The 24,660-nt window shown below is 69.9% G+C and carries 20 protein-coding genes; 14 read left to right on the top strand and 6 right to left on the bottom strand.

The genetic code is table 11. From position 1 onward, the window contains the following. Positions 1 to 126: 126 nt before the first annotated feature. From A5730_RS23530 to A5730_RS23540, 3 genes are all read right to left on the bottom strand, one after another. On the bottom strand, positions 127 to 1,176 hold the full coding sequence (locus A5730_RS23530; RefSeq protein ID WP_067905835.1) for an alanine and proline-rich secreted protein Apa: 1,050 nt from the start codon (positions 1,174 to 1,176) through the stop codon (positions 127 to 129). Between the two features lie 107 nt (positions 1,177 to 1,283). Further along, positions 1,284 to 2,390, bottom strand: coding sequence for a sulfate/molybdate ABC transporter ATP-binding protein (locus tag A5730_RS23535; protein ID WP_067905837.1), 1,107 nt, complete (start codon positions 2,388 to 2,390; stop codon positions 1,284 to 1,286). After that, complete coding sequence (locus tag A5730_RS23540; protein WP_156745910.1) at positions 2,387 to 3,184, bottom strand: ABC transporter permease; 798 nt, start codon at positions 3,182 to 3,184, stop codon at positions 2,387 to 2,389. Before A5730_RS23540 ends, A5730_RS23535 begins: the two co-directional genes overlap by 4 nt. Before the next feature lie 113 nt (positions 3,185 to 3,297). Between A5730_RS23540 and A5730_RS23545 the strand changes: the two genes are divergently transcribed. Further along, positions 3,298 to 5,967, top strand: a complete 2,670-nt coding sequence (locus tag A5730_RS23545; RefSeq protein ID WP_231994787.1) for an NB-ARC domain-containing protein — start codon at positions 3,298 to 3,300, stop codon at positions 5,965 to 5,967. On the opposite strand, the gene modA is transcribed toward A5730_RS23545, so the two are convergent. Next, positions 5,968 to 6,738, bottom strand: a complete 771-nt coding sequence (modA, locus tag A5730_RS23550; protein WP_067905839.1) for a molybdate ABC transporter substrate-binding protein — start codon at positions 6,736 to 6,738, stop codon at positions 5,968 to 5,970. Positions 6,739 to 6,992: 254 nt separating this feature from the next. Here modA and A5730_RS23555 point away from each other — a divergent pair, with 254 nt between their 5' ends. From A5730_RS23555 to A5730_RS23570, 4 genes are all read left to right on the top strand, one after another. Continuing rightward, complete coding sequence (locus A5730_RS23555) at positions 6,993 to 7,670, top strand: SDR family oxidoreductase (RefSeq protein WP_067905891.1); 678 nt, start codon at positions 6,993 to 6,995, stop codon at positions 7,668 to 7,670. A gap of 59 nt (positions 7,671 to 7,729) precedes the next feature. Then, positions 7,730 to 8,647: an LLM class F420-dependent oxidoreductase gene (locus A5730_RS23560; RefSeq protein WP_067905841.1), complete on the top strand. Its 918-nt coding sequence runs from the start codon at positions 7,730 to 7,732 to the stop codon at positions 8,645 to 8,647. A gap of 108 nt (positions 8,648 to 8,755) precedes the next feature. Continuing rightward, entirely contained in the window at positions 8,756 to 9,136 is a 381-nt protein-coding gene (locus tag A5730_RS23565) for a DUF4189 domain-containing protein (RefSeq protein ID WP_055403618.1), read from the top strand. A 180-nt stretch (positions 9,137 to 9,316) separates the two neighbouring features. Beyond that, a complete protein-coding gene (locus tag A5730_RS23570) occupies positions 9,317 to 10,705 on the top strand; it encodes an NAD(P)/FAD-dependent oxidoreductase (RefSeq protein ID WP_055403617.1) in 1,389 nt (462 codons plus the stop codon). A gap of 13 nt (positions 10,706 to 10,718) precedes the next feature. Here the strand turns inward: A5730_RS23570 and A5730_RS23575 are convergent, their stop codons facing one another. Continuing rightward, positions 10,719 to 11,108, bottom strand: a complete 390-nt coding sequence (locus A5730_RS23575) for a PaaI family thioesterase (RefSeq protein ID WP_067905843.1) — start codon at positions 11,106 to 11,108, stop codon at positions 10,719 to 10,721. A 274-nt stretch (positions 11,109 to 11,382) separates the two neighbouring features. Between A5730_RS23575 and A5730_RS23580 the strand changes: the two genes are divergently transcribed. The 4 genes from A5730_RS23580 (at position 11,383) to A5730_RS23595 (ending at position 15,803) form a co-directional block, all read left to right on the top strand. After that, entirely contained in the window at positions 11,383 to 11,802 is a 420-nt protein-coding gene (locus A5730_RS23580) for a BlaI/MecI/CopY family transcriptional regulator (protein ID WP_055403615.1), read from the top strand. Between the two features lie 14 nt (positions 11,803 to 11,816). Beyond that, entirely contained in the window at positions 11,817 to 12,767 is a 951-nt protein-coding gene (locus A5730_RS23585) for a M56 family metallopeptidase (protein ID WP_067905845.1), read from the top strand. A 100-nt stretch (positions 12,768 to 12,867) separates the two neighbouring features. Further along, complete coding sequence (gene gndA / locus A5730_RS23590) at positions 12,868 to 14,325, top strand: NADP-dependent phosphogluconate dehydrogenase (RefSeq protein WP_067905847.1); 1,458 nt, start codon at positions 12,868 to 12,870, stop codon at positions 14,323 to 14,325. Between the two features lie 41 nt (positions 14,326 to 14,366). Continuing rightward, positions 14,367 to 15,803 carry a GuaB1 family IMP dehydrogenase-related protein gene (locus tag A5730_RS23595; RefSeq protein WP_067905849.1) on the top strand — a complete coding sequence of 479 codons (1,437 nt, stop codon included), beginning with the start codon at positions 14,367 to 14,369 and terminating at the stop codon, positions 15,801 to 15,803. Positions 15,804 to 15,813: 10 nt separating this feature from the next. Here A5730_RS23595 and A5730_RS23600 read toward each other — a convergent pair whose 3' ends face one another. After that, complete coding sequence (locus tag A5730_RS23600; RefSeq protein WP_067905850.1) at positions 15,814 to 16,434, bottom strand: GNAT family N-acetyltransferase; 621 nt, start codon at positions 16,432 to 16,434, stop codon at positions 15,814 to 15,816. A 296-nt stretch (positions 16,435 to 16,730) separates the two neighbouring features. Between A5730_RS23600 and A5730_RS23605 the strand changes: the two genes are divergently transcribed. The 5 genes from A5730_RS23605 (at position 16,731) to A5730_RS23625 (ending at position 24,660) form a co-directional block, all read left to right on the top strand. Further along, complete coding sequence (locus A5730_RS23605; RefSeq protein WP_067905852.1) at positions 16,731 to 18,101, top strand: hemolysin family protein; 1,371 nt, start codon at positions 16,731 to 16,733, stop codon at positions 18,099 to 18,101. Further along, positions 18,098 to 19,138 carry a hemolysin family protein gene (locus tag A5730_RS23610; protein WP_067905854.1) on the top strand — a complete coding sequence of 347 codons (1,041 nt, stop codon included), beginning with the start codon at positions 18,098 to 18,100 and terminating at the stop codon, positions 19,136 to 19,138. Before A5730_RS23605 ends, A5730_RS23610 begins: the two co-directional genes overlap by 4 nt. A gap of 281 nt (positions 19,139 to 19,419) precedes the next feature. Continuing rightward, positions 19,420 to 21,621 (top strand): malate synthase G, encoded by a 2,202-nt coding sequence (locus tag A5730_RS23615; protein ID WP_067905856.1) that lies wholly within the window; start codon positions 19,420 to 19,422, stop codon positions 21,619 to 21,621. A 114-nt stretch (positions 21,622 to 21,735) separates the two neighbouring features. Next, positions 21,736 to 23,781 carry a substrate-binding domain-containing protein gene (locus A5730_RS23620; RefSeq protein WP_067905858.1) on the top strand — a complete coding sequence of 682 codons (2,046 nt, stop codon included), beginning with the start codon at positions 21,736 to 21,738 and terminating at the stop codon, positions 23,779 to 23,781. 18 nt (positions 23,782 to 23,799) lie between these two features. Next, a complete protein-coding gene (locus tag A5730_RS23625) occupies positions 23,800 to 24,660 on the top strand; it encodes a haloalkane dehalogenase (RefSeq protein ID WP_067905860.1) in 861 nt (286 codons plus the stop codon).

Raw genomic sequence — 24,660 nt, forward strand, 5'->3', positions numbered from 1 at the left:
GATCTCCTTGCATTCGCTGGCAAAGCCCAGCGCGTCGCTGGGCCGTCATTTCGGTATACCCGCTCTGCGTAACGAAAAAGGTTCGCATTCAACGACGATTGGGCGCATGTTCCGCGCCCGGCCGCGTCAGGCCGACTGCGTGCGCTGCGGCAACGGCGACGGGGTGGGGCTGACCTCGCCCGCCGGCGCGGGGGCCGGCGAGGGAGCCGCCGGGGCTCCCGGAGCCGGGGCAGGGGCCGGCGCCCCCGGTGCCGGTTGGGTGCCCGGTGCCGGTTGGGTGCCCGGAGCCGGCGGGGTGCCGGCCGCCGGCGCGGGCGGACCAGCCCAAGGCTGGATCGACTCCGCCAGCGCCTTGGCCGCGCCCTTGTCCACCGGGTCGTTCGCCGTGCCGAGCCACACCACGAACCAGCGTTGCGGCGGTCCGGCCGTGCTGGTCGCCGGCAGTCCGACCACGCCCGTCCAGATCTGGCCGTTCGGCTTGGACGCGTCGCTGAACTTGACCTCGTAATAGGAGGCGCTGCCGGTGACGCCGTTGGCCCCGGTGAGCGTGGTGCTTTCCTGGTTGATCCGGGTGCCGGGGTACGGCAGGAAGAACTCACCCATGTCCGAGCCGAGCCGCACCGCGGCCTTGGCGTTGTTGGCTTCGGCACTGGCGTAAAGCTTTTGGTCCAGCCGGCCCATCACGATGCGGGTGTCGTTGGCGACAGGTGGCGGCTGGTCCGGCAGCGGCGGCTGGCCCGTGGTCTTGCTCAGCAGCGCCGAGCCGTAGTCGAGGTGCGATGCGTCCGACTCCACCCAGCCGGGGGGCAACACGTAGCTGAAGCCACCCACCGCGTTGGCGACCCGCCCGGCGTTGGGGTCGACGGGCGGCGGCGGCGGTGCGTTCGGGTCGACCGGCGGGGGCGGCGGAGGCGCGGGCGCGTTCGGGTCGACGGGTGTCGGGGGCGCGCCGGGCGCGGGCGCCGCCGGCGGCGGGGTGGTTGCGGGAGCCGCCGGACCGGCCGCCGGCGCGGGGGCCGTCGTGGTCGTCGGCGGGACCGGGGTCGGGACCTCCGGATCGGCGTTCGAAGTTGCCGGCAAGGCGATGGTGACGGCGCTGGCACTGGTCACCGCGGCTATCGCCAGCGTGGCCCACAGGCCTTGGCGACGCGTCGAGTTGGGTTCCACCTGCTCCATGGCGACGAACCTACCGTGTTACCGCTGTGACGCAAGGAGCCTTGCGGACAATTGCGCCGTCGTTTTGCCGATGTTGCCGATGTGCAACGCGCGTCGAATTTCGCCGCTCAGTGCGCCGCCGGGTACAACGTCACCTCGTGGGCCTTGACGGAAAACCACACCGTCTCGCCGGGCGCCAGCCGCAGCTCCGAGGCGGCGTCGACGGTGATCTCCGCGGCCAGGCCCGGGGCGCCGTCGGCCTGCTGCTCGCCGCGCACCAGCACCGCCGGCCCGCGGACGTCCAGCTCCGCCACCGTCACCTCGACCGTGTTGCGCGGGCTGCCGTGCGGTTGCTCCCGATAGACCGCCACCGCCGTGGGCGGAAAGACCGCGATCGCGGTGCGGCCGGCGGTCAGCTCGTCGCCCCCGACCGGCGTGGGCTTCGCGTGCCAGCGAGCGCCGGAGCGCGCGTGCAGCGACCCGTCGCCGGCGACCGTCCCGTTGACCAGGTTGACGCCCGCGATACGGGCCCCGAAGTGACTGCGCGGCGCCGTCAGCACGTCGGGAACCGGACCGATCTCGGCGACCTTTCCGGCCTCCAGCACCAGCACCCGGTCGGCCAGCGTGAAAACGTCGAGCAGGTCGTGCGTGATCAGGACGACCGCACAACCGGTGCGGCCGACCACGCCGCGCAGCACCGCGCGGACGCCGGCGGCCGCGGCGACGTCCAGGCCGCTCAGCGGTTCGTCGAGCAGCAACACGTCGGGCTCGGCGGCCAGCGCCCGCGCGATCGCCACCCGTTGGGCTTGACCGCCGGAGAGCTGCCGCGCCTTCCGGTCGGCGAGCCGCTCGGCGTCCACCTCGCGCAGCCAGCGCAGCGCCGTCGCCTTGCCCTCGGCCCGGCCCCGGCGAAGCCACCCGCGCCGGCAGCGCGGCCCGAACGCCACGTTGGCGGCAACGCTCATGTGCGGGAACAACAACGGGTCCTGCAGCAACAGGCCGACGCGGCGGTCGTGGGTGGCCACGTCCACCCCGGCCGCGGTGTCGGTCAGCACCCGGTCCCCCAGCCGCACCAGCCCGTGATCCGGGCGGATCAGCCCGGCGACGACGTGCAGCGCCGTCGACTTGCCTGCGCCGTTGGGCCCGAGGACCGCAAGCACTTCGCCCGCCGACACGGAGAACTCCACGTCCAAGCGGCGATCCGCCACGACGGCGCGCAGCCGCAACCCGCTCATGGGCCCTCGGTCCCCGTCAGCCGGCGGGCGCCGAGCCCCAGCACCACCACCGCGGCCACCGCCACCAGCAGGATCGACAGCGCGACCGCCGCGTTGGCGTCGGTCACGCGCTGCAGGTAGATCTCCAGCGGCAGGGTGCGGGTGACACCCTGGCGAGAGCCGGCGAAGGTCAGCGTTGCGCCGAACTCCCCGAGCGAGCGGGCGAACGCCAGCACCGCCCCGGAGATCAGTCCCGGCAACAGCAACGGCAGCGTGACCCGCCACCAGACGGTGCTGGGCCGCGCTCCCAACGTCGCCGCCACCACTTCGTAATCGGCGCCCGCGGTGCGCGCCGCCCCCTCCAACGAAATCACCAGGAACGGCAACGACACGAAGGTCTGCGCCAGCACCACCGCGGTGGTGCTGAACGCGATGCCGATTCCGGCGGCCTCGAGGTACCGGCCGACCAGCCCGAGCCGGCCGAACGCATAGAGCAACGCGATCCCGCCCACCACCGGCGGCAGCACCAAGGGCAGCAGGATCAACGGCCGCAGCAGCCGCACCACGCGCGCCGCGCTGCGGGCCAGCACCAACGCCATCGGCACGCCGAACAGCACGCACAGCACCGTGCTGGCCGCGGCGGTCTTGAGGCTGAGCAGCAGGGCCGCCCGGGACGACGAGCTCGTGATCAGCGCCCAGAAGTTCGCCCAGTCCACCTTGATTGCGATGGCCAGCAACGGCAGCGCCACGAACGCGGTCCCCACCGCCGCGGGGACGTATACCCATCGCGGCAGATCGGCGCGGCGCCCGCTAATGCCTGGACCCCAACCATGATCCGGCGATGAACACCGCCTCAACCTAGCGCCCGACGCCGCGGTTTCCGCCGATGTGCGAGGTCGAAGCGGGTCCGTTGTGAGATTCTGCTGAGGTGTCCGCTCCGCCGGCGGCTGCTCCTTCGGGGGTGGTGACGTTCCTGTTCACCGACGTCGAGGGTTCGACGCGTCGGTGGGAGGCCGACGCGGACGCGATGCGGGTGGCCCTGGCGGCCCACGACGAGGCTTTGCGCAAGGCGATCGAGGCGCACCGGGGTTGGTTGTTCAAGCACACCGGTGACGGTGTGTGCGCGGCGTTCGCCTCGCCGCGCGCGGCGGTGGATGCCGCGGTGGCAGCGCAGCGCACCCTCGACTTGCCGGTGCGAATGGGGCTGGCCACCGGCGAGGCCGAGCTGCGCGACGGCGACTACTTCGGCACCGTGCTCAACCGTGCGGCGCGGGTGATGGCCGCCGGGCACGGCGGTCAGATTTTGGTGGCCGAGTCGACGGCAGGCCTGCTGAACGGGGTGGATCTGCTCGACCTGGGGCCGCGACGGTTGCGGGACATCGCCTTGCCGGTCGGCGTGTTCCAGGTCCGCGCCGCGGGCCTGCGGACGGAGTTCCCGCCGCTGCGGGCGCTGGATGCGAGTCCGGGCAACCTGCGGCCCGCCGGCACGAGCCTGATCGGGCGCGAGGCCGCGGTCACCGACATCGAAGCGGCGGTCAAGGCGCACCGGTTGGTGACGCTGACCGGAGTGGGCGGGGTCGGCAAGACCCGCCTGGCGGTGGAAGTGGCCGCCCGGTTGGCCGATGAATTCCCGGACGGCGCTTGGCTTTTCGAGTTGGCCGCGGTCACCGATCCGGCGGCGGTGCCCGACGCCGTTGCGGCGGTGCTCGGCATCACCCAACAGCCCGGCAACACCGTCACCGAGTCGGTGGCCGCCGCGTTGGAGGGCCGGGTCAGGCTGCTGGTGCTCGACAACTGCGAGCACGTGCTCGACGCGGCCGCCGACCTGATCGAAGCCATCCTCACGCGATCGGTGACCGTAAAAATCCTTGCCACCAGCCGCGAAGGCCTCGGCATCCCGGACGAGCAGGTGCGCCCGGTGCGCTCCCTGGACGTGGCGGCGGGAGTGGACTCGGCCGCGGTGACGCTGTTCGCCGAACGCGCCCAAGGCATCTCGGCGGGCTTCTCGCTGGCCGACGGCGGTGAGGCCGCCGCGGTGGCCGAGATATGCCGGCGGCTGGACGGAATTCCCCTCGCTATCGAACTGGCCGCCTCGCGGATGGCGTCGATGACGGCCAGCGAAATGCGCGACCGCCTCGACCAGCGCTTCCGGCTGCTGGTCGGCTCGCGGCGCGGCCTGGAACGCCACCACACGCTGCGCCACGCGGTGGCCTGGTCCTACGACCTGCTCGACGACACCGAACGGGAGGTGCTGGACCGCTGTTCGGTCTTCGCGGGCGGATTCGACCTCCAAAGCGCTTGTGCCGTCATGGGTTCCGATGATGACTACGCCATCCTGGACCTGCTCGACGCTCTGGTGCGCAAGTCACTGCTGGTCGCCGACCGGTCTTCGGGGCGCACCCGGTTCTCGATGCTGGAGACGATCCGTCAGTTCGCCGAGGAACAGCTCCTCGCCTCCGGCGCGGAGGAGATTCGCGCCGCGCATGCCCACTACTTCGCCGGGCGTGAGGCCGACATCATGGCGCTGTGGGACAGCCCGCGCCAGCGCGAGGCATACGACTGGCTGACGGTCGAGTTGGCCAACTTGCGCACCGCCTTTCGCTGGGCCGCCGAACACGGCGACCTGGATGCGGGTGCGGCCATCGCCGCGTATGCGGGCTTGCTCGGTCCGTTCCTCGAGAACTACGAACCCATCGCCTGGGCCGAAGAAATGGTCGGACCCCTTCGTGCCGTTGACCACCCGCGGCTGGCAGCCGTGTGTGTGGGGGCATCGCTGGCCGTTCTGGTCGGCCGGTACCAAGAGGCGGTGCGCTACAGCGAAATCGGTGAGACGGTTATCGCCGCAGCCAGCGACAAGGTGTCGGCCTTCGGCGAGGCCTTTCTCGGCAGCGCGTATTTGTTCGTCGGGCAGCCCGAACGGTATCTCGAGCTGTGCCGCGCCCAGGTGGGGCGCGGTGGGGACGCCAACACGTTCGCCAGGGCGAACCTGGTATTCGCCCTGGCCGTCTGCGGTTCGTCTGACGAGGCGTTGGCAACGGGCGACGGCCTTATCGATGCCGCCGAGGCCACCGGGAATCCATGGGTGCTTGCCTACGCGCTCTTCGTGTATGGGTACGCGGTCCGGGCCACCAATCCGGATCGCGCCCTCGCGGCGCTGCGCCGCAGTCTGCTCGTCGCGCGGGATAGCGGCAACCGGTTCTACGAGACCCAATTCCCGTACTGGGCAGCCGGACTCATGGCCGAGCAAGGGGACCTCGGGGCGGCGGTGGATCACCTCGCCGTGGCCATCCGCAACAACCACGAGTCGGGCAACATCGGAATGATGTACAACGCGCTCGCCGTCCTCGCCGTGTTCCTCAGCCGGCTAGGACACTACGAACCGGCCGCCACCATCGCCGGTTTGGCGGCAATCAGCCCGATGGCAGCAACGACCTTGCCCGAACTCTCAGAAATGATCGCCGACCTTCGCAAGGTCCTCGGCGGCCAAACCTACGAATCGATCGCCCGCAAGGGTGCGGCGATGACCACCGCCGAGATGGTGACCTACGCCTACGACCAAATCGACCGGGCCCGAACGGAATTCGAAGCACCCCGCTGATCAGGGCTTGGCAAAACCCGACTGGGCCAGGATCTGCTGGCCGGCGTCACCCGTCACCATGGCCACGAACCGTTGCGCCAGCGAGGGTTGCGGCGCCTTCTTCAACACCGCGATCGGATAGACGTTCACCGCGCCGGCCGCCTCCGGGAAGACCACCGCGGTGACCTTGTTCCCGGCGCTGCGGGCGTCGGTGACGTACACCAGCCCGGCGTCGGCCTGCCCGGTGGTGACCTTGTTGAGGACATCCGTCACGCTCAGCTCCTCGCTCACCGGATTGAGACGCACCCCGGTGCTGTCCTCGACGCGCCGGGTGGCCGACCCGCACGGCACCGGCTGTTGGCACACGACCACGGCCACGCCTGGCCTGGCGAGGTCGGCGAACGATCCGACGTTTTTGGGGTTTCCCGGCGCCGTGACGATCTCCAGGGTGTTCGACGCGAAGTTCGTCGGGTCACCGGCCAGCAAGCCGGCCTTGGCGACCGTGCCCATCTGCGCGGTGTCCGCCGAGGCGAAGACGTCGGCGGTCGCGCCCTGCGTCAACTGGGTGGCCAGTTCGGAGGAGCCGGCGAATTCGAAGTCGACCTCGCTGCCGGCGTTCTGGGCCTTGAACTGCGCGCTGATCTGGGTGAACGCGGGCTTGAGCGAGGCCGCGGCGAACACCACCACCTTCCCCGACGCCGAGGGCGGCGGCGCCGATTTCGAACCGCACCCGATCAGGGTCGCCGCCAGCAGCGTCGACACCGAACCGGCCAGCAACCCGATTCGAGGCATGGAGGCACCCTAACCCGCCGCCAATGCGGACGAAAAACGGGTCCAAGCGGCGCAGAAAAGTGACGGCCGAAGAGTTATGCAAATGATCCGCGCGTCGCGGCGCGGACAATTTCGCCGACTAGCTACTGTCCAGTAACATCTAGGGAGATTGATGCCATAACGCGCTGACATCCCAGGCGGGTCCTCTCAGCGGTCCGGTGGTCGGCCACACGGAACTGCCCGGGTCTGGGTTCAACGTTGAACACGAGGAGGTCATGGCAGTGGAAGTACTGGTCACCGGCGGAGACACCGAACTGGGGCGCACAGTGGCCGAAGGCTTCCGCGATGACGGTCACAAGGTGACGCTCGTGGGGGCGCGGCGCAGCGACCTGGAGATCGCCGCCAAGGAACTGGACGTCGACGCGATCGTCTGTGACACCACCGACGCGGCGAGCCTGACCGAGGCCCGCGCGCTGTTCCCGCACCACCTGGACACCATCGTCAACGTGCCGGCGCCCCCCTGGGACGCCGGCGACCCGCGCACCTACTCGCTCGCCGACACCGCCGGTGCGTGGCGGAACGCCCTGGACGCCACCGTGCTGTCGGCGGTGTTGACGGTGCAGACCGTGGGCGACCACCTGCGCTCGGGCGGCTCGATCATCAGTGTGGTGCCGGAGAACCCGCCCGCCGGAAGCGTCGACGCCGCGATCAAAGCGACGCTGTCGAATTGGGTTGCCGGGCAGGCGAGCATCTTCGGCACGCGTGGCATCACGGTCAACGCCGTGGCCAGCGGGCGCAGCGCCCAGCCCGGTTACGACGGCCTGTCCCGCACGCCCCCGTCGGTCGCCGCCGAGGTGGCCCGGCTGGCGCTGTTCCTCACCACCCCGGCGGCCCGGCACATCACCGGCCAGACGCTGCACGTCAGCCACGGCGCGCTCGCGCAATTCGGCTGAGGGCGTAATCCCGGCTCGAGCCGTATCGTCGCGCGGGGCGCCGCACTACGGTAGATCGCGTGGCAATTCGACTCGGTCTGCAGATTCCCAACTTCTCCTACGGCACCGGGGTGGAGCAGCTCTTCCCCACCGTTCTGGCCCAGGCCCGCGAGGCCGAAGCGGCCGGTTTCGACTCGGTCTTCGTGATGGACCACTTCTACCAACTTCCCATGCTCGGCGATCCCGACCAGCCGATGCTGGAGGCCTACACCGCCCTGGGCGCGCTGGCCACCGCCACCGAACGAGTTCAGTTGGGCACCTTGGTGACCGGCAACACCTACCGCAACCCGGCGCTGCTGGCGAAGACGATCACCACCCTCGACGTGGTCAGCCAGGGTCGCGCGATCCTGGGCATCGGCACCGGCTGGTTCGAACTCGAACACGACCAACTGGGATTCGAATTCGGCACCTTCACCGACAGGTTCAACCGGCTCGAGGAGGCGCTGCAGATCATCCTGCCGATGATCTCCGGCGAGCGGCCCACCTTCTCGGGCAAGTGGTACCAAGTGCGCGAGGCGCTCGCGAATCCCCGCTTCCGCGACCACATTCCGCTCATGATCGGCGGCAGCGGTGAGAAGAAGACGATCCCGCTCGCCGCGCGCCACTTCGACCACCTGAACGTCATCGCCGGATTCGACGAGCTGCCAGGCAAATTGGAGGTCGTGCGGCGGCGCTGCGAGGACATCGGCCGCGACCCGGCGACGTTGGAGACCAGCACGCTGACGACGGTGCTGGTCGACGAGAACGCGAAAGCCGATCAGGTTCCGGCGGAGATGACCCAGCGCATGGTGGTCGGCAGCCCCGACTCGGTGGCCGACCAGATCAAAACCAAGGTGGTCGACGCCGGCATCGACGGCGTGATCATCAACCTGCCCTTCTACACCCCCGGCGTCATCGCCGCGGTGGGTGAGGCGCTGCGCCCGGCAGTCGGCCTCTAGCCCCGCTGCCCTGGGGTCGCGAATTGGCCCCGCCGCGGTAATACTTCGGTGTAGCAGCGTTTACCTGCGCCACCGGGCGCAGCGCGGAGGAAGAGGGCCGGGCGGGCCATGAAGAGACGAGCCGTGGCGGCGATCGCGGCCGGTGTGGCGTTTGCCGCACCGCCGATCGCGCACGCCGACAACAACTGGATCGCCATGGCGATCTCGGACTCCACCGGCCAGATCAAGATCGCCGACGGGGCGGCCAATCAGGGCGCGGCCGAGAAGGCGGTGATGGACACCTGCCGCAAGAGCATCAGCGACTGCCGCCTGCTGGCCAGCGGCGAGGGTGGCTGCCTGGCGCTCGCGGTCAACGCGGCCAAGACCCGATACTTCGGCGGCTGGGGTCCGACGCGTGAGGAGGCGGAGGCGGCAGCGCTCGGCCGCGCCCCCGGCGGAACCATCGCACAGGGCCACGACCACTGCGCGGGAGAAGGCTCCAGCCAGTGACGGCGGCGCGGTGATAACTGCGCCACAGCACCCGTTGCCCACCAGGGTCTTCGCCGCCGTACACCGTTAGTGTTGCAAACAACACAGGGGTATCAACTAGGTTTCCGGGTACCCGCCTGACTAGCGTTGTGGCTAACAACAGTCGCGTGTCCAGAAGCCCCCGTCAGGAGCAGCGGAAACATGAGCCCCCCACCAGAAACCACAGCTGGAACCGATCGGCGCCACCAGGTGGTCATCATCGGTTCGGGATTCGGTGGCCTCAACGCGGCAAAGAAACTCAAGCACGCGAACGTCGACATCAAGCTGATCGCCCGCACCACCCATCACCTGTTCCAGCCGTTGCTGTACCAGGTGGCGACCGGCATCGTGTCCGAAGGCGACATCGCCCCGCCCACCCGCGTCGTCCTGCGCAGGCAGCGCAACGTTCAGGTGCTGCTCGGCGACGTCACGCACATCGATCTGGCCGGGAAGTTCGTCGTCTCCGATTTGCTCGGCCACACCTACGAAACCCCTTACGACAGCTTGATTATCGCCGCCGGCGCGGGCCAGTCCTACTTCGGCAACGACCACTTCGCCGAGTTCGCGCCCGGCATGAAGTCCATCGACGACGCGCTCGAGGTGCGCGGACGGATCTTGAGCGCGTTCGAACAGGCCGAACGGTCGAGCGATCCCGAACGACGGGCCAAGTTGCTGACGTTCACCGTGATCGGCGCCGGCCCCACCGGCGTCGAAATGGCCGGGCAGATCGCGGAATTGGCGGCCCACACGCTGAAGGGCTCCTTCCGGGGCATCGACTCCACCAGGGCACGGGTGATCTTGCTCGACGCCGCCCCGGCCGTGCTGCCGCCGTTCGGCGAGAAGCTGGGCACGCGGGCGCGGGCCCGGCTGGAGAAGATGGGCGTGGAGATCCAGCTGGGGGCGATGGTCACCGACGTCGACCGCAACGGCATCACGGTCAAGGACTCCGACGGCACCGTCCGGCGCATCGAGTCCGCCTGCAAGGTGTGGTCCGCCGGCGTGCAGGCCAGCGGGCTGGGCCGGGACTTGGCCGAGCAGTCATCGGTCGAACTCGACCGGGCGGGCCGGGTCAAGGTGCTGCCCGACCTGTCGATCCCGGGACACCCGAACGTGTTCGTGATCGGCGACATGGCCGCCGTCGAGGGCGTTCCGGGCGTGGCCCAGGGCGCCATTCAGGGCGCCAAGTACGTCGCCGGCACCATCAAGGCCGAACTGGGCGGCGCGGACCCGGCGGAGCGCGAGCCGTTCCAGTACTTCGACAAGGGCTCCATGGCCACCGTCTCGCGGTTCTCCGCCGTGGCCAAGGTCGGGCCGCTGGAGTTCAGCGGCTTCATCGCCTGGCTGATGTGGCTCGTGCTCCACCTGGTCTACCTGGTCGGGTTCAAGACGAAGGTCAGCACGCTGCTGTCGTGGACGGTGACCTTCCTGAGCACCCGGCGCGGCCAGCTGACCATCACCGAGCAGCAGGCCTTCGCCCGCACCCGGCTCGAACAACTGGCGGTGCTCGCGGCGGAGGCCAAGCGCCCGGCGACCACCAGGCGCGCGAGCTAACCCGCCGCTTCGGTTACGCCTCGAGGTTCTGCAGCCGCACCTGGCCGCGGGCGACCACCTTGCCGTCGTCGTCGGTGATGGTGACCAGCCACAGCTGCTGGCGCCGGCCCCGATGGATCGGCTCGGCGGCGCCGAAGACCATGCCCGAGCCGATGGAACGCAGGAAGTCGGTGTTGTTGTTGACGCCGACGACGTTGCCGCCGCCGCGGGTGGCGAGCCAGGTGTAGGCCGCCACGCTGGCCATGCTTTCGATGATCGAGCAGTAGACACCGCCGTGCACCAGGCCCATCGGCTGCAACAGCTTGGGAGTGACCTCGAGTTGCGCCCGGGCGCGGTCGGGGCTGAGTTCGGTGAATTGCAGCCCGATCTCCTGATCGAAGGGCGCGGTGAAATCCGGTGGCATGGTCGGCGGCTGTGGCACGTTCTGTGTCTACACCATCGCCCAGAAACGGCTGAGCCCCGTGCCGCTGGGCACGGGGCTCGCCGATCGAGTAGACCGGGGGTCACTGCAGCCCTCAGGACCTCTGCCGCGGTCGTAGTTCGCTCGACCCGGTTAGCATAGGCAAGGCTGCCCTAATTTCGCAAGCACCTATTCGGCGGCGCGGGCGGCCGCTTCGGTACGACCGTCGGTAGTAACGCGGAGTACGATGATGTCGACGCTCAGGAGAGAACGCACTATGGCGAAACTGACCCGGCTGGGTGATCTGGAACGCGCGGTGATGGATCACTTGTGGTCCATGCCCGAGCCTCAAACGGTCCGGCAGGTCCATGACGCGTTGTCCGCGCGACGCGACCTTGCCTACACGACGATCATGACCGTCCTGCAACGGCTGGCCAAGAAGAATCTGGTCTCCCAGATTCGCGACGACCGCGCGCACCGCTACGCGCCCGTGCACGGCCGCGACGAACTGGTCGCCGGCCTCATGGTGGACGCCCTCGCCCAGGCGGAAGACTCCGGCGGCCGGCAGGCCGCGCTGGTGCACTTCGTCGAGCGGGTGGGCGCCGACGAGGCGGACGCCCTGCGGCGGGCACTGGCCGAGCTCGAGGCCAATCAACGCGATCACGCGCCATCCGCTGGCGCGTCGACGGAGGACTGAGGGAGACTGGCAGCGTGTCCGCGCTGGCCTTCACCATCCTCGCGGTGCTGCTGGTCGGCCCGGTGCCGGCCTTGTTGGCACGCGCGAGCTGGCCGCTGCGCGCTCCGCGCGCCGCGATGGTGTTGTGGCAGGCCATCGCGCTGGCCGCGGTCCTCTCGGCGTTCAGCGCCGGCATCGCGATCGCCACTCGGCTGTTGATGCCGGGTCCCGACGGGCGGCCCACGGCCAGCATCGTCGGCGCGGCCGGCCGGCTCGGGTGGCCGCTGTGGGCGGCCTACATCAGCGTCTTCGCCCTGACGGTGCTCGTCGGAGCCCGCTTGATGGTCGCCGTCGTCCGGGTCGCCATCGTCAACCGGCGCCGGCGGGCCCATCACCGCATGGTGGTCGATCTGGTCGGCCACGGGCACGACGGGGCGCTCCCCCGGCCCTGCGCCCGCACCCGCGACCTCCGGGTGTTGGACGTTCCGCAGCCCCTCGCCTACTGCCTGCCCGGCGTCCGTAGCCGGGTGGTCGTCAGCGAGGGCGCGCTGAGCGCGCTCGCCGATGCCGAGGTCGCCGCGATCCTCAGCCACGAGCGGGCCCACCTGCGCGCCCGGCACGACCTCGTGCTGGAGGCCTTCACCGCCGTGCACGCCGCCTTCCCGCGGCTGGTGCGCAGCGCGAACGCGCTCGGCGCGGTCAAGCTCCTCGTCGAGCTGCTCGCCGACGACGCCGCCGTGCGCGCGGCGGGTCGCACTCCCCTGGCCCGCGCGCTGGTTGCCTGCGCGTCGGGGCGCGCGCCGTCGGGCGCGGTGGCCGCCGGCGGCCCCAGCACGGTGGTCCGCGTGCGCCGGCTGTGCGGGGACGGCAACAGCGTGGCGCTGTCGGCGGCCGCATACCTGTCCGCGGTGGCCGTGTTCGTGGTGCCCACCGTCGCGCTGGCCGTACCGTGGCTCACGGAGCTGCGGCGCCTGTTCAACCTCTGACCCGACGCCGAAGCGATCACCCCGGGCGCACGCCTGCCCGCTGTGCCACAGTGTGACGGAAAGCTTTTCGGCAGAGTTCACCGACGTGAGAGGCCAAGACATGAGTTCGTCCGATTCGACCACGGGTACCGCGCAAATCGGCGTCACCGGGCTGGCGGTGATGGGTTCGAACATCGCCCGGAACTTCGCCCACCACGGCTACACGGTCGCGCTGCACAACCGGTCGGTCGCCAAGACCGACGCGCTGCTCGAAGAGCACGGCGACGAGGGCAATTTCGTGCGCTCGGAGAGCATCGCGGAATTCCTGGACGCGCTGGAGAAGCCGCGACGGGTGCTCATCATGGTCAAGGCCGGCGACCCCACCGACGCCGTCATCAACGAGCTCGCCGACGCCATGGAGGAAGGCGACATCATCATCGACGGCGGCAACGCCCTCTACACCGACACGATTCGACGGGAGAAGGCCATGCGCGAGCGGGGCCTGCACTTCGTCGGCGCCGGCATCTCCGGCGGCGAGGAGGGCGCGCTGAACGGGCCCTCGATCATGCCGGGCGGCCCCGCCGAGTCGTACAAGTCACTGGGGCCGTTGCTCGAGGAGATCTCCGCCCACGTCGACGGGGTGCCGTGCTGCACCCACATCGGGCCCGACGGCGCCGGCCACTTCGTGAAGATGGTGCACAACGGCATCGAGTACTCCGACATGCAGTTGATCGGCGAGGCCTACCAGCTGCTGCGCGACGGCCTGGGCAAGACCGCGGGCGAGATCGCCGACGTGTTCGACGAGTGGAACAAAGGCGACCTGGACAGCTTCCTCGTCGAGATCACCGCAAAAGTGTTGCGGCAGAACGACGCCAAGACGGGTAAGCCGCTCGTCGACGTCATTCTCGACGAGGCCGAGCAGAAGGGCACCGGCCGTTGGACGGTGAAGTCGGCGCTGGACCTCGGCGTCCCGGTCACTGGCATCGCCGAGGCGGTGTTCGCCCGCGCGCTGTCGGGTTCGGTGAACCAGCGCAAGGCCACCACCGGGTTGGCGTCCGGCCAGCTGGGCGAAAAGCCCAGCGATGCAGAGCAATTCGTGGAGGATGTCCGCCAGGCCCTGTATGCATCCAAGATCATCGCGTACGCCCAGGGCTTCAACCAGATCCAGGCCGGCAGCGCCGAATACGACTGGGACATCACGCCGGGTGACCTAGCCACCATCTGGCGCGGCGGCTGCATTATCCGCGCGAAGTTCCTCAACCGCATCAAGGACGCCTTCGACGAGGACCCCGACCTGCCAACCCTGATCGTCGCGCCCTACTTCCGCAGCGCGATCGAGGCTGCCATCGACGGCTGGCGTCGCGTCGTGGTGACCGCCACGCGGCTGGGCATCCCGATCCCGGGCTTCTCCTCCGCGCTCTCCTACTACGACGCCCTGCGCACCGAGCGGCTGCCGGCCGCGCTGACCCAGGGCTTGCGGGACTTCTTCGGGGCACACACCTACGGCCGCATCGACGACGACCCGGCCAAGCGCTTCCACACGCTGTGGAGCGGGGACCGCAGCGAAGTGCCCGCCTAGCGGGGTACTACTGAGAGGACACGAGGGGGCAGGCGACGGCGATGAGATTCCTGGACGGGCATCGGCCCGGGTACGACCTGACCTACAACGACGTCTTCATCATGCCGAACCGGTCGGAGGTCGCCTCGCGCTTCGACGTCGACCTGTCCACCGCCGACGGCTCGGGCACCACCATTCCGGTGGTGGTCGCCAACATGACCGCGGTGGCCGGGCGGCGGATGGCCGAAACGGTCGCGCGGCGGGGCGGCCTGGTCATCCTGCCGCAGGACCTGCCGATCACCGCGGTGCAGCAGACCGTGGAGTTCGTTAAGAGCCGGGACCTGGTTCTCGACACCCCGGTGGTGCTGGGGCCCGACGATTCGGTGTCCGACGCGACGGCGCTGATCCACAAGCGCGCCCACGGGGTCGCCGTCGTCGCCTTCGAGGGCCGCCCCATCGGTTTGGTCAGCGAATCCTGCTGCCTGGGCGTGGACCGCTTCACCCGGGTGCGCGACGTCGCGATCACCGACTTCGTCACCGCCCCGGCCGGCACCGAGCCGCGCAAGATCTTCGACCTGCTCGAGCACGCCCACATCGGGGTCGCGGTGGTGACGAACGCGGACGGCACGCTGTCCGGCGTGCTGACCCGCACCGGGGCCGTCCGGACCGGCCTCTACACGCCGGCGGTCGACGGCACCGGACGGCTGCGGGTGGGCGCGGCCGTCGGCATCAACGGCGACGTGGGGGCCAAGGCGCGCTCCCTGGTCGAGGCTGGCGTCGACGTGCTCGTCATCGATACCGCGCACGGGCATCAGGTCAAGACGCTCGACGCGATCCGCACGGTGTCGTCGCTGGAACTCGGCGTGCCGCTGGTGGCGGGCAACGTCGTCTCGGCCGAGGGCACCCGCGACCTGCTGGGCGCCGGGGCCAACATCGTCAAGGTGGGCGTCGGGCCGGGGGCGATGTGCACCACCCGGATGATGACCGCCGTGGGCCGCCCACAGTTCTCGGCCGTGGTCGAATGCGCCTCGGCGGCAAGGCAATTGGGTAGGCACGTGTGGGCCGACGGCGGCGTCCGGCACCCGCGGGACGTGGCGCTGGCGCTGGTGGCCGGGGCGTCCAACGTGATGATCGGTTCGTGGTTCGCCGGCACCTACGAATCGCCCGGGGACCTGATGCGCGACCGCGAGGACCAGCCCTACAAGGAGAGCTACGGCATGGCCTCCAAGCGGGCGGTGGTGGCCCGCAGCGCCGCCGACACCGCGTTCGATCGCGCCCGCAAAGCGCTGTTCGAGGAAGGCATTTCGACCTCACGCATGGAGCTGGACCCCGATCGCGGCGGCGTCGAGGATCTGCTCGACCACATCACCTCGGGCGTGCGCAGCACGTGCACCTACGTCGGCGCCGCCAACCTGACCGAGCTGTACGAGCGGGCCGTCGTCGGGGTGCAGTCCACCGCCGGATTCGCCGAAGGGCATCCGCTGCCGCTGGGTTGGTGAGCGGCCCCGGTCACGCGTCCGGACGGGGCAGCGCGTAGAGCGATATGCGCCGGTTCGGAGTGTCGTGCTCGCCGAGGAACGCGCAGCCGACGTACTCGCACACGCGGCGCGCGGAGGTGTTGCGGTGATCGGGGTCGAACATGATGCGCCGGCACCGGGGCTCGGCGGCGAACAGGCTGCCGACGATCCGCGGCAGCAGCGTCGCGCCCAGCCCCTGGTGCACCATGGCGGGGTCGGCGATCGCGGCGTGCAGCCCCAGGTCGAAGGGCTGGGCATCGTAATACCGCGAGATCAAATCCTTTGCGCCCCAATACACTTCGAGATACGCGCACGCCGTGTTGCGGACGGCCCCGATCAGCGGCAGCGAATACGTGCCGTCCAGTTGCGCACCCAGATGCCGCTCCCACCGCGGGGTGGGCCAGTCGTATTCCCAGGCCGCCGCTAGGTGCGGGCGGTTCATCCACTCCGACACCATGCCCGCGTCCTCACCTCGCGCGACGCGCAGCGCGAAGGGCGCCTCCAGCGCGGGCAGCGGCGGCCGCGCGATGCGCGCGATCTCGTCGGGAATGTCGGTGCGCTCGCGCGGAAGGGCTTGGGCCGGTTGGGTTTCGGGTGGGGCTTCGGAGGCCATAGTGCGCAGAGCCTACCGGAGTAAGGTTAGGCAACCCATACTTGGGTCGCGGTCCCGGAGGCGGCGCCGGCGGAAACCGTCCCGGCCGGGGGCGGACCGGATCCGGCTACCATAAATCAGCAAAGACGGAGGCGACCGCGTCCGCACCGGATTCTCCGCAGCGAAAGGATCGACGTGCCGCAGGCACCCGTGCAGGCCATGGGCTTTCGGGGGCGGCAGCCGTCGGACGAGCCGCCCGATGCGGAGCCTTCCCCGGCGAGGCGGGCGAGCCGATCGGCCGGCGGGCGGCGTGATCGATGAACGTCAACGTCACCGCGCTCAGCATCGTGGCCATCGCGGTGCTCATCTTCGGCAACGCGATCTTCGTGGCGGCCGAGTTCTCGCTCACGACGCTGGACCGCAGCGCGGTGGAGGCCAACGCCCGCGGCGGCGGGCGCCGGGACCGCGCGATCCGGCGAGCCCACCACAAGCTGTCATTCCAGCTGTCCGGCGCCCAATTGGGCATCTCGGCGACCACGCTGGCGGCCGGTTACCTGACCGACCCGATGCTGGCCGACCTGCCGCACCCGTGGTTCGACGCGATGGGCGTTCCCGACAAGGTTGCCGACGCGATCATGGCGTTCGTGGCGTTGGTGATCGTCACCTCGGTGTCGATGGTGTTCGGCGAGCTGGTCCCGAAGTACCTCGCCGTCGCCCGGCCGTTGTCCACCGCCCGGGCCGTGGTGGGTGTCCAGCTGCTGTTCTCGCTGCTGTTCACCCCGGCGATCCGGCTCACCAACGGCGCGGCGAACTGGATCGTGCGCCGGCTGGGCATCGAACCGGCCGAGGAGCTGCGGTCGGCGCGGTCGCCGCAGGAGCTGTTGTCGCTGGTGCGTTCCTCGGCGCGCAGCGGCTCCCTGGACGCGGCCACCGCCGCGCTGGTGCGGCGCTCGCTGCAGTTCGGCACCCTGACCGCCGAGGAGCTGATGACGCCCAGGTCGAAGATCGTGGCGCTGCAGACCGACGAGACCGTCGCCGACCTGGTGGCCGCGGCCGCCGAGTCCGGCTTCTCCCGCTTCCCGATCGTCGACGGCGACCTCGACGAAACCGTCGGCATCGTGCACGTCAAACAGGTGCTGGCCATCCCGGCGGCCGACCGGGCGCGCACGCTGCTGACGACGGTGGCGCGGCCCGTTCCGGTGGTGCCGTCGACGCTGGACGGCGACGCCGTCATGGCGGAGATCCGCGCCAACAGCCTGCAGACCGCGATGGTCGTCGACGAATACGGCGGCACCGCGGGCATGGTGACGGTCGAAGACCTGATCGAGGAGATCGGCGACGACGTCCGCGACGAACACGACGACGCCACCCCGGACGTGGTCGCGGCGGGCAGCGGCTGGCGGGTCTCGGGTCTGCTGCGCATCGACGAGGTGGCCACCGCCACCGGCTTCCGCGCCCCGGAGGGGCCCTACGAGACCATCGGCGGGCTGGCGCTGCGCGAATTCGGTCACATCCCGGTGGCCGGCGAAACGGTCAAGCTGCCGGCCCTGGACGCCGACGGGCTGCTGGACCATGCGCTGCGCTGGCAGGCGACCGTCATCCGGATGGAGGGACGCCGCATCGACCTGCTGGAGCTGATCGAGCTTCGCGGTGACGGCGAGACCGCGGCGGCCGGGGGGCAACGATGAGCGATCCCGTGGGCGTGGTCCTGGCGATCCTGCTGATCGGCGTGAACGCCTTCTTCGTCGGAGCGGAATTCTCGCTGATCTCGGCCCGGCGCGACCGCCTCGAAGCGTTGGCAGAACAGGGCAAGGCGCGAGCCGTCACCGTGATCCGTGCCGGCGAGCAGCTCCCGGCCATGCTGGCCGGGGCCCAGCTGGGGGTCACGGCCGCCTCGCTGCTGCTCGGCCGGATCGGTGAGTCGGCGGTCTCCAGCCTGCTGCGCTCGGCGCTGGGCCTGACCAGCATTCCCCCGACGCTGCTGCACACGCTGTCGTTCGCCATCGCGCTGGCGATCGTCGTCACGCTGCACGTGCTGCTCGGCGAGATGGTGCCCAAGAACATCGCGCTGGCGGGTCCCGAGCGCACGGCGATGCTGCTGGTGCCGGCCTACCTGGCCTATGTGCGAGCCGTCCGGCCGTTGATCGTGTTCTACAACAAGTGCGCCAGCGTCGTGGTCCGCGCGCTTGGCGTGGAACCCAAGGAAGAGCTCGAGATCGCCGTCTCCCCCGTCGAGCTCAGCGAGATGATCGCCGAATCGGAATCCGAGGGTCTGCTGGACCGCGAGGAGCACACCCGGCTGACGCGGGCGCTGCAGATCGGCACCCGGGTGGTCGGCGACGTAGCCGTCCCGCTCGCCGATGTCCACGCCGTGCCGGTGGCCGCGCCGGGCAGCGGCCCGACGATCGGCGCCGTCGAGCAGGCCCTGGCCCGGACCGGCTACTCGCGGTTTCCGGTGGCGAACGCCGCCGGCGACTTCATCGGCTACCTGCACATCAAGGACATGCTGACGCTCGGCGACGACCCGCGCACGGTCATCGACCTGGCGATGGTCCGGCCCCTGCCGCGGTTGTCCAAGTCGCTGCCGCTGGCCGACGCGCTGTCGCGGATGCGCCGCAGCAACAGCCATCTGGCGCTGGTGACCGGCGCGGGCGGCGAGGTGGTGGCGATGGTCGCGATGGAAGACCTGGTCGAGGACCTCGTCGGCACCATGCGCGAGGCGTAGGGGGACGGCCGTCGCCGAGGCGGATTCGAAAGAGCCCGTATGATTTCCATCGGCTGCCAGTCAAGAAAGTGCTGGAGGGCGCAGGATCCCCGCGCGCGGATGCGTTGCTGGAAAACGATCCCCTGGCCCGCCGCGGCGGCCTGGTTTCGAGCTGTCAGCGCGGCCTGACCTGGTGTGGCGGGTTGGGCGGATAAGCTCACCAGGCTGCTGCTCGGTACGCTGAAGGCATTGCCGCTCCGAGCCAATGGCGGCTTGAAGAGGCTTCATTATGGAGGAGAAACATGACTGATCGCGTGTCGGCGGGGAACCTGCGCGTCGCCCGAGTGCTCTACGACTTCGTGAACAACGAGGCCCTGCCCGGCACCGACATCGACGCGGACAGCTTCTGGGCCGGAGTCGACAAAGTCGTCACCGACCTCACGCCCAAGAACCAGGATCTGCTGCGCCGGCGCGACGAGCTGCAGGCCCAGATCGACAAGTGGCACCGCCAACGCGTCATCGAGCCGTTCGACGTCGAGGCGTACCGCCAGTTCATCACCGAAATCGGTTACCTGCTGCCCGAACCCGAAGACTTCACCATCACCACCTCCGGTGTCGACGACGAGATCACCACGACCGCGGGCCCACAGCTGGTGGTGCCGGTGCTCAATGCCCGCTTCGCGCTGAACGCCGCGAACGCGCGCTGGGGCTCGCTGTACGACGCCCTGTACGGCACCGATGTAATTTCGGAGGACGACGGCGCCGAAAAGGGCACCGGCTACAACAAGGTTCGCGGCGACAAGGTCATCGCCTACGCGCGCAAGTTCCTCGACGAGGCCGTCCCGCTGGAGTCCGGCTCCTGGGCGGATGCGACGGGCCTGTCCGTCGAAGACGGCCAGCTCAAGGTCGCGACCGGCGAGGGATCCGTCGGGCTGGCCAGCCCGGAGAAGTTCGCCGGCTACACCGGCGAGCTCGGCTCCCCCGACTGGTCGGTGCTGCTGGTCAACCACGGCCTGCACATCGAGATCCTCGTCGACCCGGAATCGCCGATCGGCAAGACCGACCGCGCCGGCATCAAGGACGTGGTGCTGGAATCTGCGGTCACCACGATCATGGACTTCGAGGACTCGGTGGCCGCCGTTGACGCCGACGACAAGGTGCTCGGCTACCGCAACTGGCTCGGCCTGAACAAGGGCGACCTGTCCGAGGAGGTCGCCAAGGACGGCAAGTCCTTCACCCGGGTGCTCAACCAGGACCGCACCTACACCACGCCCGACGGCGAGGGCCAGCTGACCCTGCCCGGCCGCAGCCTGCTGTTCGTCCGCAACGTGGGCCACCTGATGACCAACGACGCCATCGTGGACGCCGAGGGCAACGAGGTTTTCGAGGGCATCATGGACGCGCTGTTCACCGGCCTGACCGCGATCCACGGGCTCAAGACCGGTTCCGAGAACGACGGGGCGAACGGTCCGCTACAAAACAGCCGCACCGGCTCGATCTACATCGTCAAGCCCAAGATGCACGGCCCCGACGAAGTCGCGTTCACCTGCGAGCTGTTCAGCCGCGTCGAGGACGTCCTGGGCCTGCCGCAGGCCACCCTCAAGGTCGGCATCATGGACGAGGAACGGCGCACCACCGTCAACCTCAAGGCGTGCATCAAGGCCGCGGCCGACCGGGTGGTGTTCATCAACACCGGCTTCCTGGACCGCACCGGCGACGAGATCCACACCTCGATGGAAGCCGGCCCGATGATCCGCAAGGGTGCGATGAAGAACAGCACCTGGATCAAGGCCTACGAGGACGCCAACGTCGACATCGGGCTGGCCGCCGGGTTCAAGGGCAAGGCCCAGATCGGCAAGGGCATGTGGGCGATGACCGAGCTGATGGCCGACATGGTCGAGCAGAAGATCGGCCAGCCCAAGGCCGGCGCCACCACCGCGTGGGTGCCCTCGCCGACGGCGGCCACCCTGCACGCGATGCACTACCACTACGTCGACGTGGGCGCCGTCCAGGAGGAGCTGGCCGGCAAGAAGCGCACCAACATCGACGAGCTGCTGACCATCCCGCTGGCCAAGGAACTGGCCTGGGCGCCCGAGGAGATCCGCGAGGAGGTCGACAACAACTGCCAGTCGATCCTGGGCTACGTGGTGCGCTGGGTCGCCCAGGGCGTGGGCTGCTCGAAGGTGCCCGACATCCACGACGTGGCGCTCATGGAAGACCGTGCCACGCTGCGGATTTCGAGCCAGCTGCTGGCCAACTGGCTGCGGCACGGCGTGATCACCGAGGAGGACGTGCGCGCCAGCCTGGAGCGGATGGCGCCGCTGGTGGACGAGCAGAACGCCAAGGACGCGGCGTACCAGCCGATGGCGCCCAACTTCGACGACAGCCTGGCGTTCCTGGCCGCCCAGGATCTGATCCTGACCGGCACGCAGCAGCCCAACGGCTACACCGAGCCGATCCTGCATCGCCGCCGGCGCGAAGCCAAGGCCCGCACGGCGCAGTGAGATTGAGCCGGTGCCCGCATCGGGCTCGCGGCGCATCGACGCCGCCGATGACTAAGATCAGCGGCGGATTGACAACAGCTCGGCCTCAACGACGGAAAGGCGACGGACACCGCTATGGGTAGGCACAGTTTGCCCGACCCTGACGACTCCGTCGACGAGCCGTACGACGACGGCGAGGCGGACGACCAGCAGCGGGACGACGTCACCGAGGACTACGCGGACGAGGGGCACTATCCCGCCGACGATGACTTCCGCGGCGACGATGACTTCCCCGCCGAGGACGAACCCTATGCCGCCGGCGACGAGTTCGAGGGCGGCACCGCCGACGACTACCCGGAGTTCCCGCCCCGGCAGCCCGGCGCGTCGAGCGCGGAGCCGCCGGCCTCGTCGCCCTCGCTGTTCTCCCGCGGCCATCGCGGGCTCGGCGATTGGCGCGGCGGCCACCGCAGCGAGGGCGGGCGCCGGGGTGTCAGCATCGGCGTGATCGTGGCGCTGGTCGCCGTCGTCGTGGTGGTGGGCAGCGTGATCCTGTGGAGCTTCTTCGGCGACGCGCTGTCCAACCGCTCGCATAAGGCCGCCGGGGGCTGCGTGGGCGGCAAGGAGACGGTCGCGGTGGTCGCCGACCCGTCGATCGCCGATGCGGTGCAACAGTTCGCGGAAAGCTACAACGCCACCGCCGGCCCGATCGGCGACCACTGCGTGGCGGTCAGCGTCAAACCGGCCGCCTCCGACGCGGTGCTCAACGGATTCATCGGCAAGTGGCCCGCCGAGCTGGGCGGACAGCCGGCGTTGTGGATCCCGGCAAGCTCGATCTCGGCCGCCCGGCTCGCCGGGGCCACGGCGCAGAAAACGATCACCGACAGCCGCTCGCTGGTGACGTCGCCGGTGGTGCTGGCCGTGCGGCCCGAGCTGCAGCAGGCGCTCGGCAACCAGACCTGGGCGGCCCTGCCCGGGCTGCAGACCAACCCGAACGGGCTGGCCGGCGTGAACTTGCCGGCGTGGGGGTCGCTGCGGGTGGCCGTGCCGATGACCGGCAACGGCGACGCCGCGTTCCTGGCCGGCGAAGCGATCGCGGCCGCCTCGGCGCCCCCCGGCGGGCCGGCGACGCAGGGCACCGGCGCGGTGCGCACGGTGCTGAGCGCGCAGCCCAAGCTGGCGGACAACTCGCTGACCGAGGCGATGAACGCGCTGCTCAAGCCGGGGGACGCCGCGACCGCGCCGGTGCACGCCGTGATCACCACCGAGCAGCAACTGTTCCAGCGCGGCCAGTCGCTGCCAAACGCCAAGGGCGCGTTGGCTTCCTGGATGCCGTCCGGGCCGGCGCCGGTCGCCGACTATCCCACCGTGTTGCTCAGCGGGTCCTGGCTGACCAAGGACCAGACCTCGGCGGCCAGCGAGTTCGCCCGCTTCATGCACAAGCCGGATCAACTCGCCAAGCTGGCCAAGGCCGGTTTCCGGGTCAACGGCGTCTCCCCGCCAAGCAGCCCGGTCACCTCGTTCCCGGCGCTGCCCGCGGCGCTGTCGGTGGGTGACGAGGCCATGCGCGCGACGCTGGCCGAGGCCATGGCCGCCCCGTCGAGCGGACTGGCCGCGACCATCATGCTCGACCAGTCCATGCCCGGCCAGGAAGGCGGCAAGTCCCGGCTGGCGAATGTGATTGCCGCACTTCAGGACAAGATCAGGGCGTTGCCGCCGACCGCCGTGGTCGGCTTGTGGACGTTCGACGGCCACGAGGGACGTTCGGAGGTGCCCGGCGGCCCGCTCGGAGACCCGGTCAACGGCCAGCCGAGGTCGACGGCGCTGACGGCCGCGCTGGACAAGCAATACTCCTCGGCCGGTGGCGCGGTGTCGTTCACCACCCTGCGGATGATCTACCAGGACCTGCAGACCAACTACCGCGCCGGCCAGACCAACTCGATCCTGGTCATCACGGCAGGCCCGCACACCGACCAGACCCTCGACGGCCCCGGCCTGCAGGACTTCATCCGCAAGAGCGCCGACCCGGCCAAGCCGATCGCGGTGAACGTCATCGACTTCGGCGGCGATCCGGACCGCGCCACCTGGGAGGCGGTCGCCCAGCTCAGCGGGGGTGGCTACCAGAATCTGGCCAACTCGGCGTCCCCCGACCTCGCCGCGGCTCTAAACGCCTTCCTGGGCTGAGGCCTCCGACCGCCCGACATGAGCATCGCCTTCACCCCCGACCCCCGGCTGTATCCGTTCCAGTCGCGCTGGTTCGACAGCTCACAAGGCCGCATGCACTACCTCGACGAGGGCGACGGGCCGCCGATCCTGCTGTATCACGGCAACCCGACGTGGAGCTTCCTCTACCGCAACATCGTCATCGCGCTTCGTGACCGGTTCCGCTGCATCGCACCGGATTACCTGGGGTTCGGGCTTTCGGATCGGCCGGGAGCGTTCGGCTACACGATCGAGGAGCATGCCCGCGTGGTCGGCGAGTTCGTCGACCATCTCGGCCTGGATGGCTACCTGACCATGGGCCAGGACTGGGGTGGGCCCATCAGCATGGCGGTCGCTGTCCAGCGGGCCGAGCGGGTGCGCGGCGTCATCCTGGGCAACACCTGGTTCTGGCCGACGGCGGAATTCACCACGAAGATGTTCAGCCGCGTGATGTCCAGCCCGCCACTGCAATACGCGATCCTGCAGCGCAACTTCTTCGTCGAGCGTTTGGTCCCCGCCGGAACCGCGCACCGCCCCAGCGCCGCGGTGATGGAGCACTACCGCGCGGTGCAGCCCGACCCGGACGCCCGCAGGGGCGTCGCCGAGATGCCCAAGCAGATCCTGGCCGCGGGCCCGCTGCTGGCGCGGCTCGCCCGGGAGGTGCCGGACAAGCTGGGCACCAAACCCGCCCTGTTCGTCTGGGGCATGAAGGACTTCGCCTTCCGGCCGGGTCCCAACATCCCGCGCATGCGCGCGGCGTTCCCCGACCACGTCGTCGTCGAACTGCCCGACGCCAAGCACTTCATCCAGGAGGACGCGCCGGATCAGATCGCCGCGGCGATCGTCGAGCGATTCGGCTAG

It is taken from the genome of Mycobacterium sp. ACS4054, from assembly GCF_001667275.1.
Lineage (GTDB): Bacteria > Actinomycetota > Actinomycetes > Mycobacteriales > Mycobacteriaceae > Mycobacterium.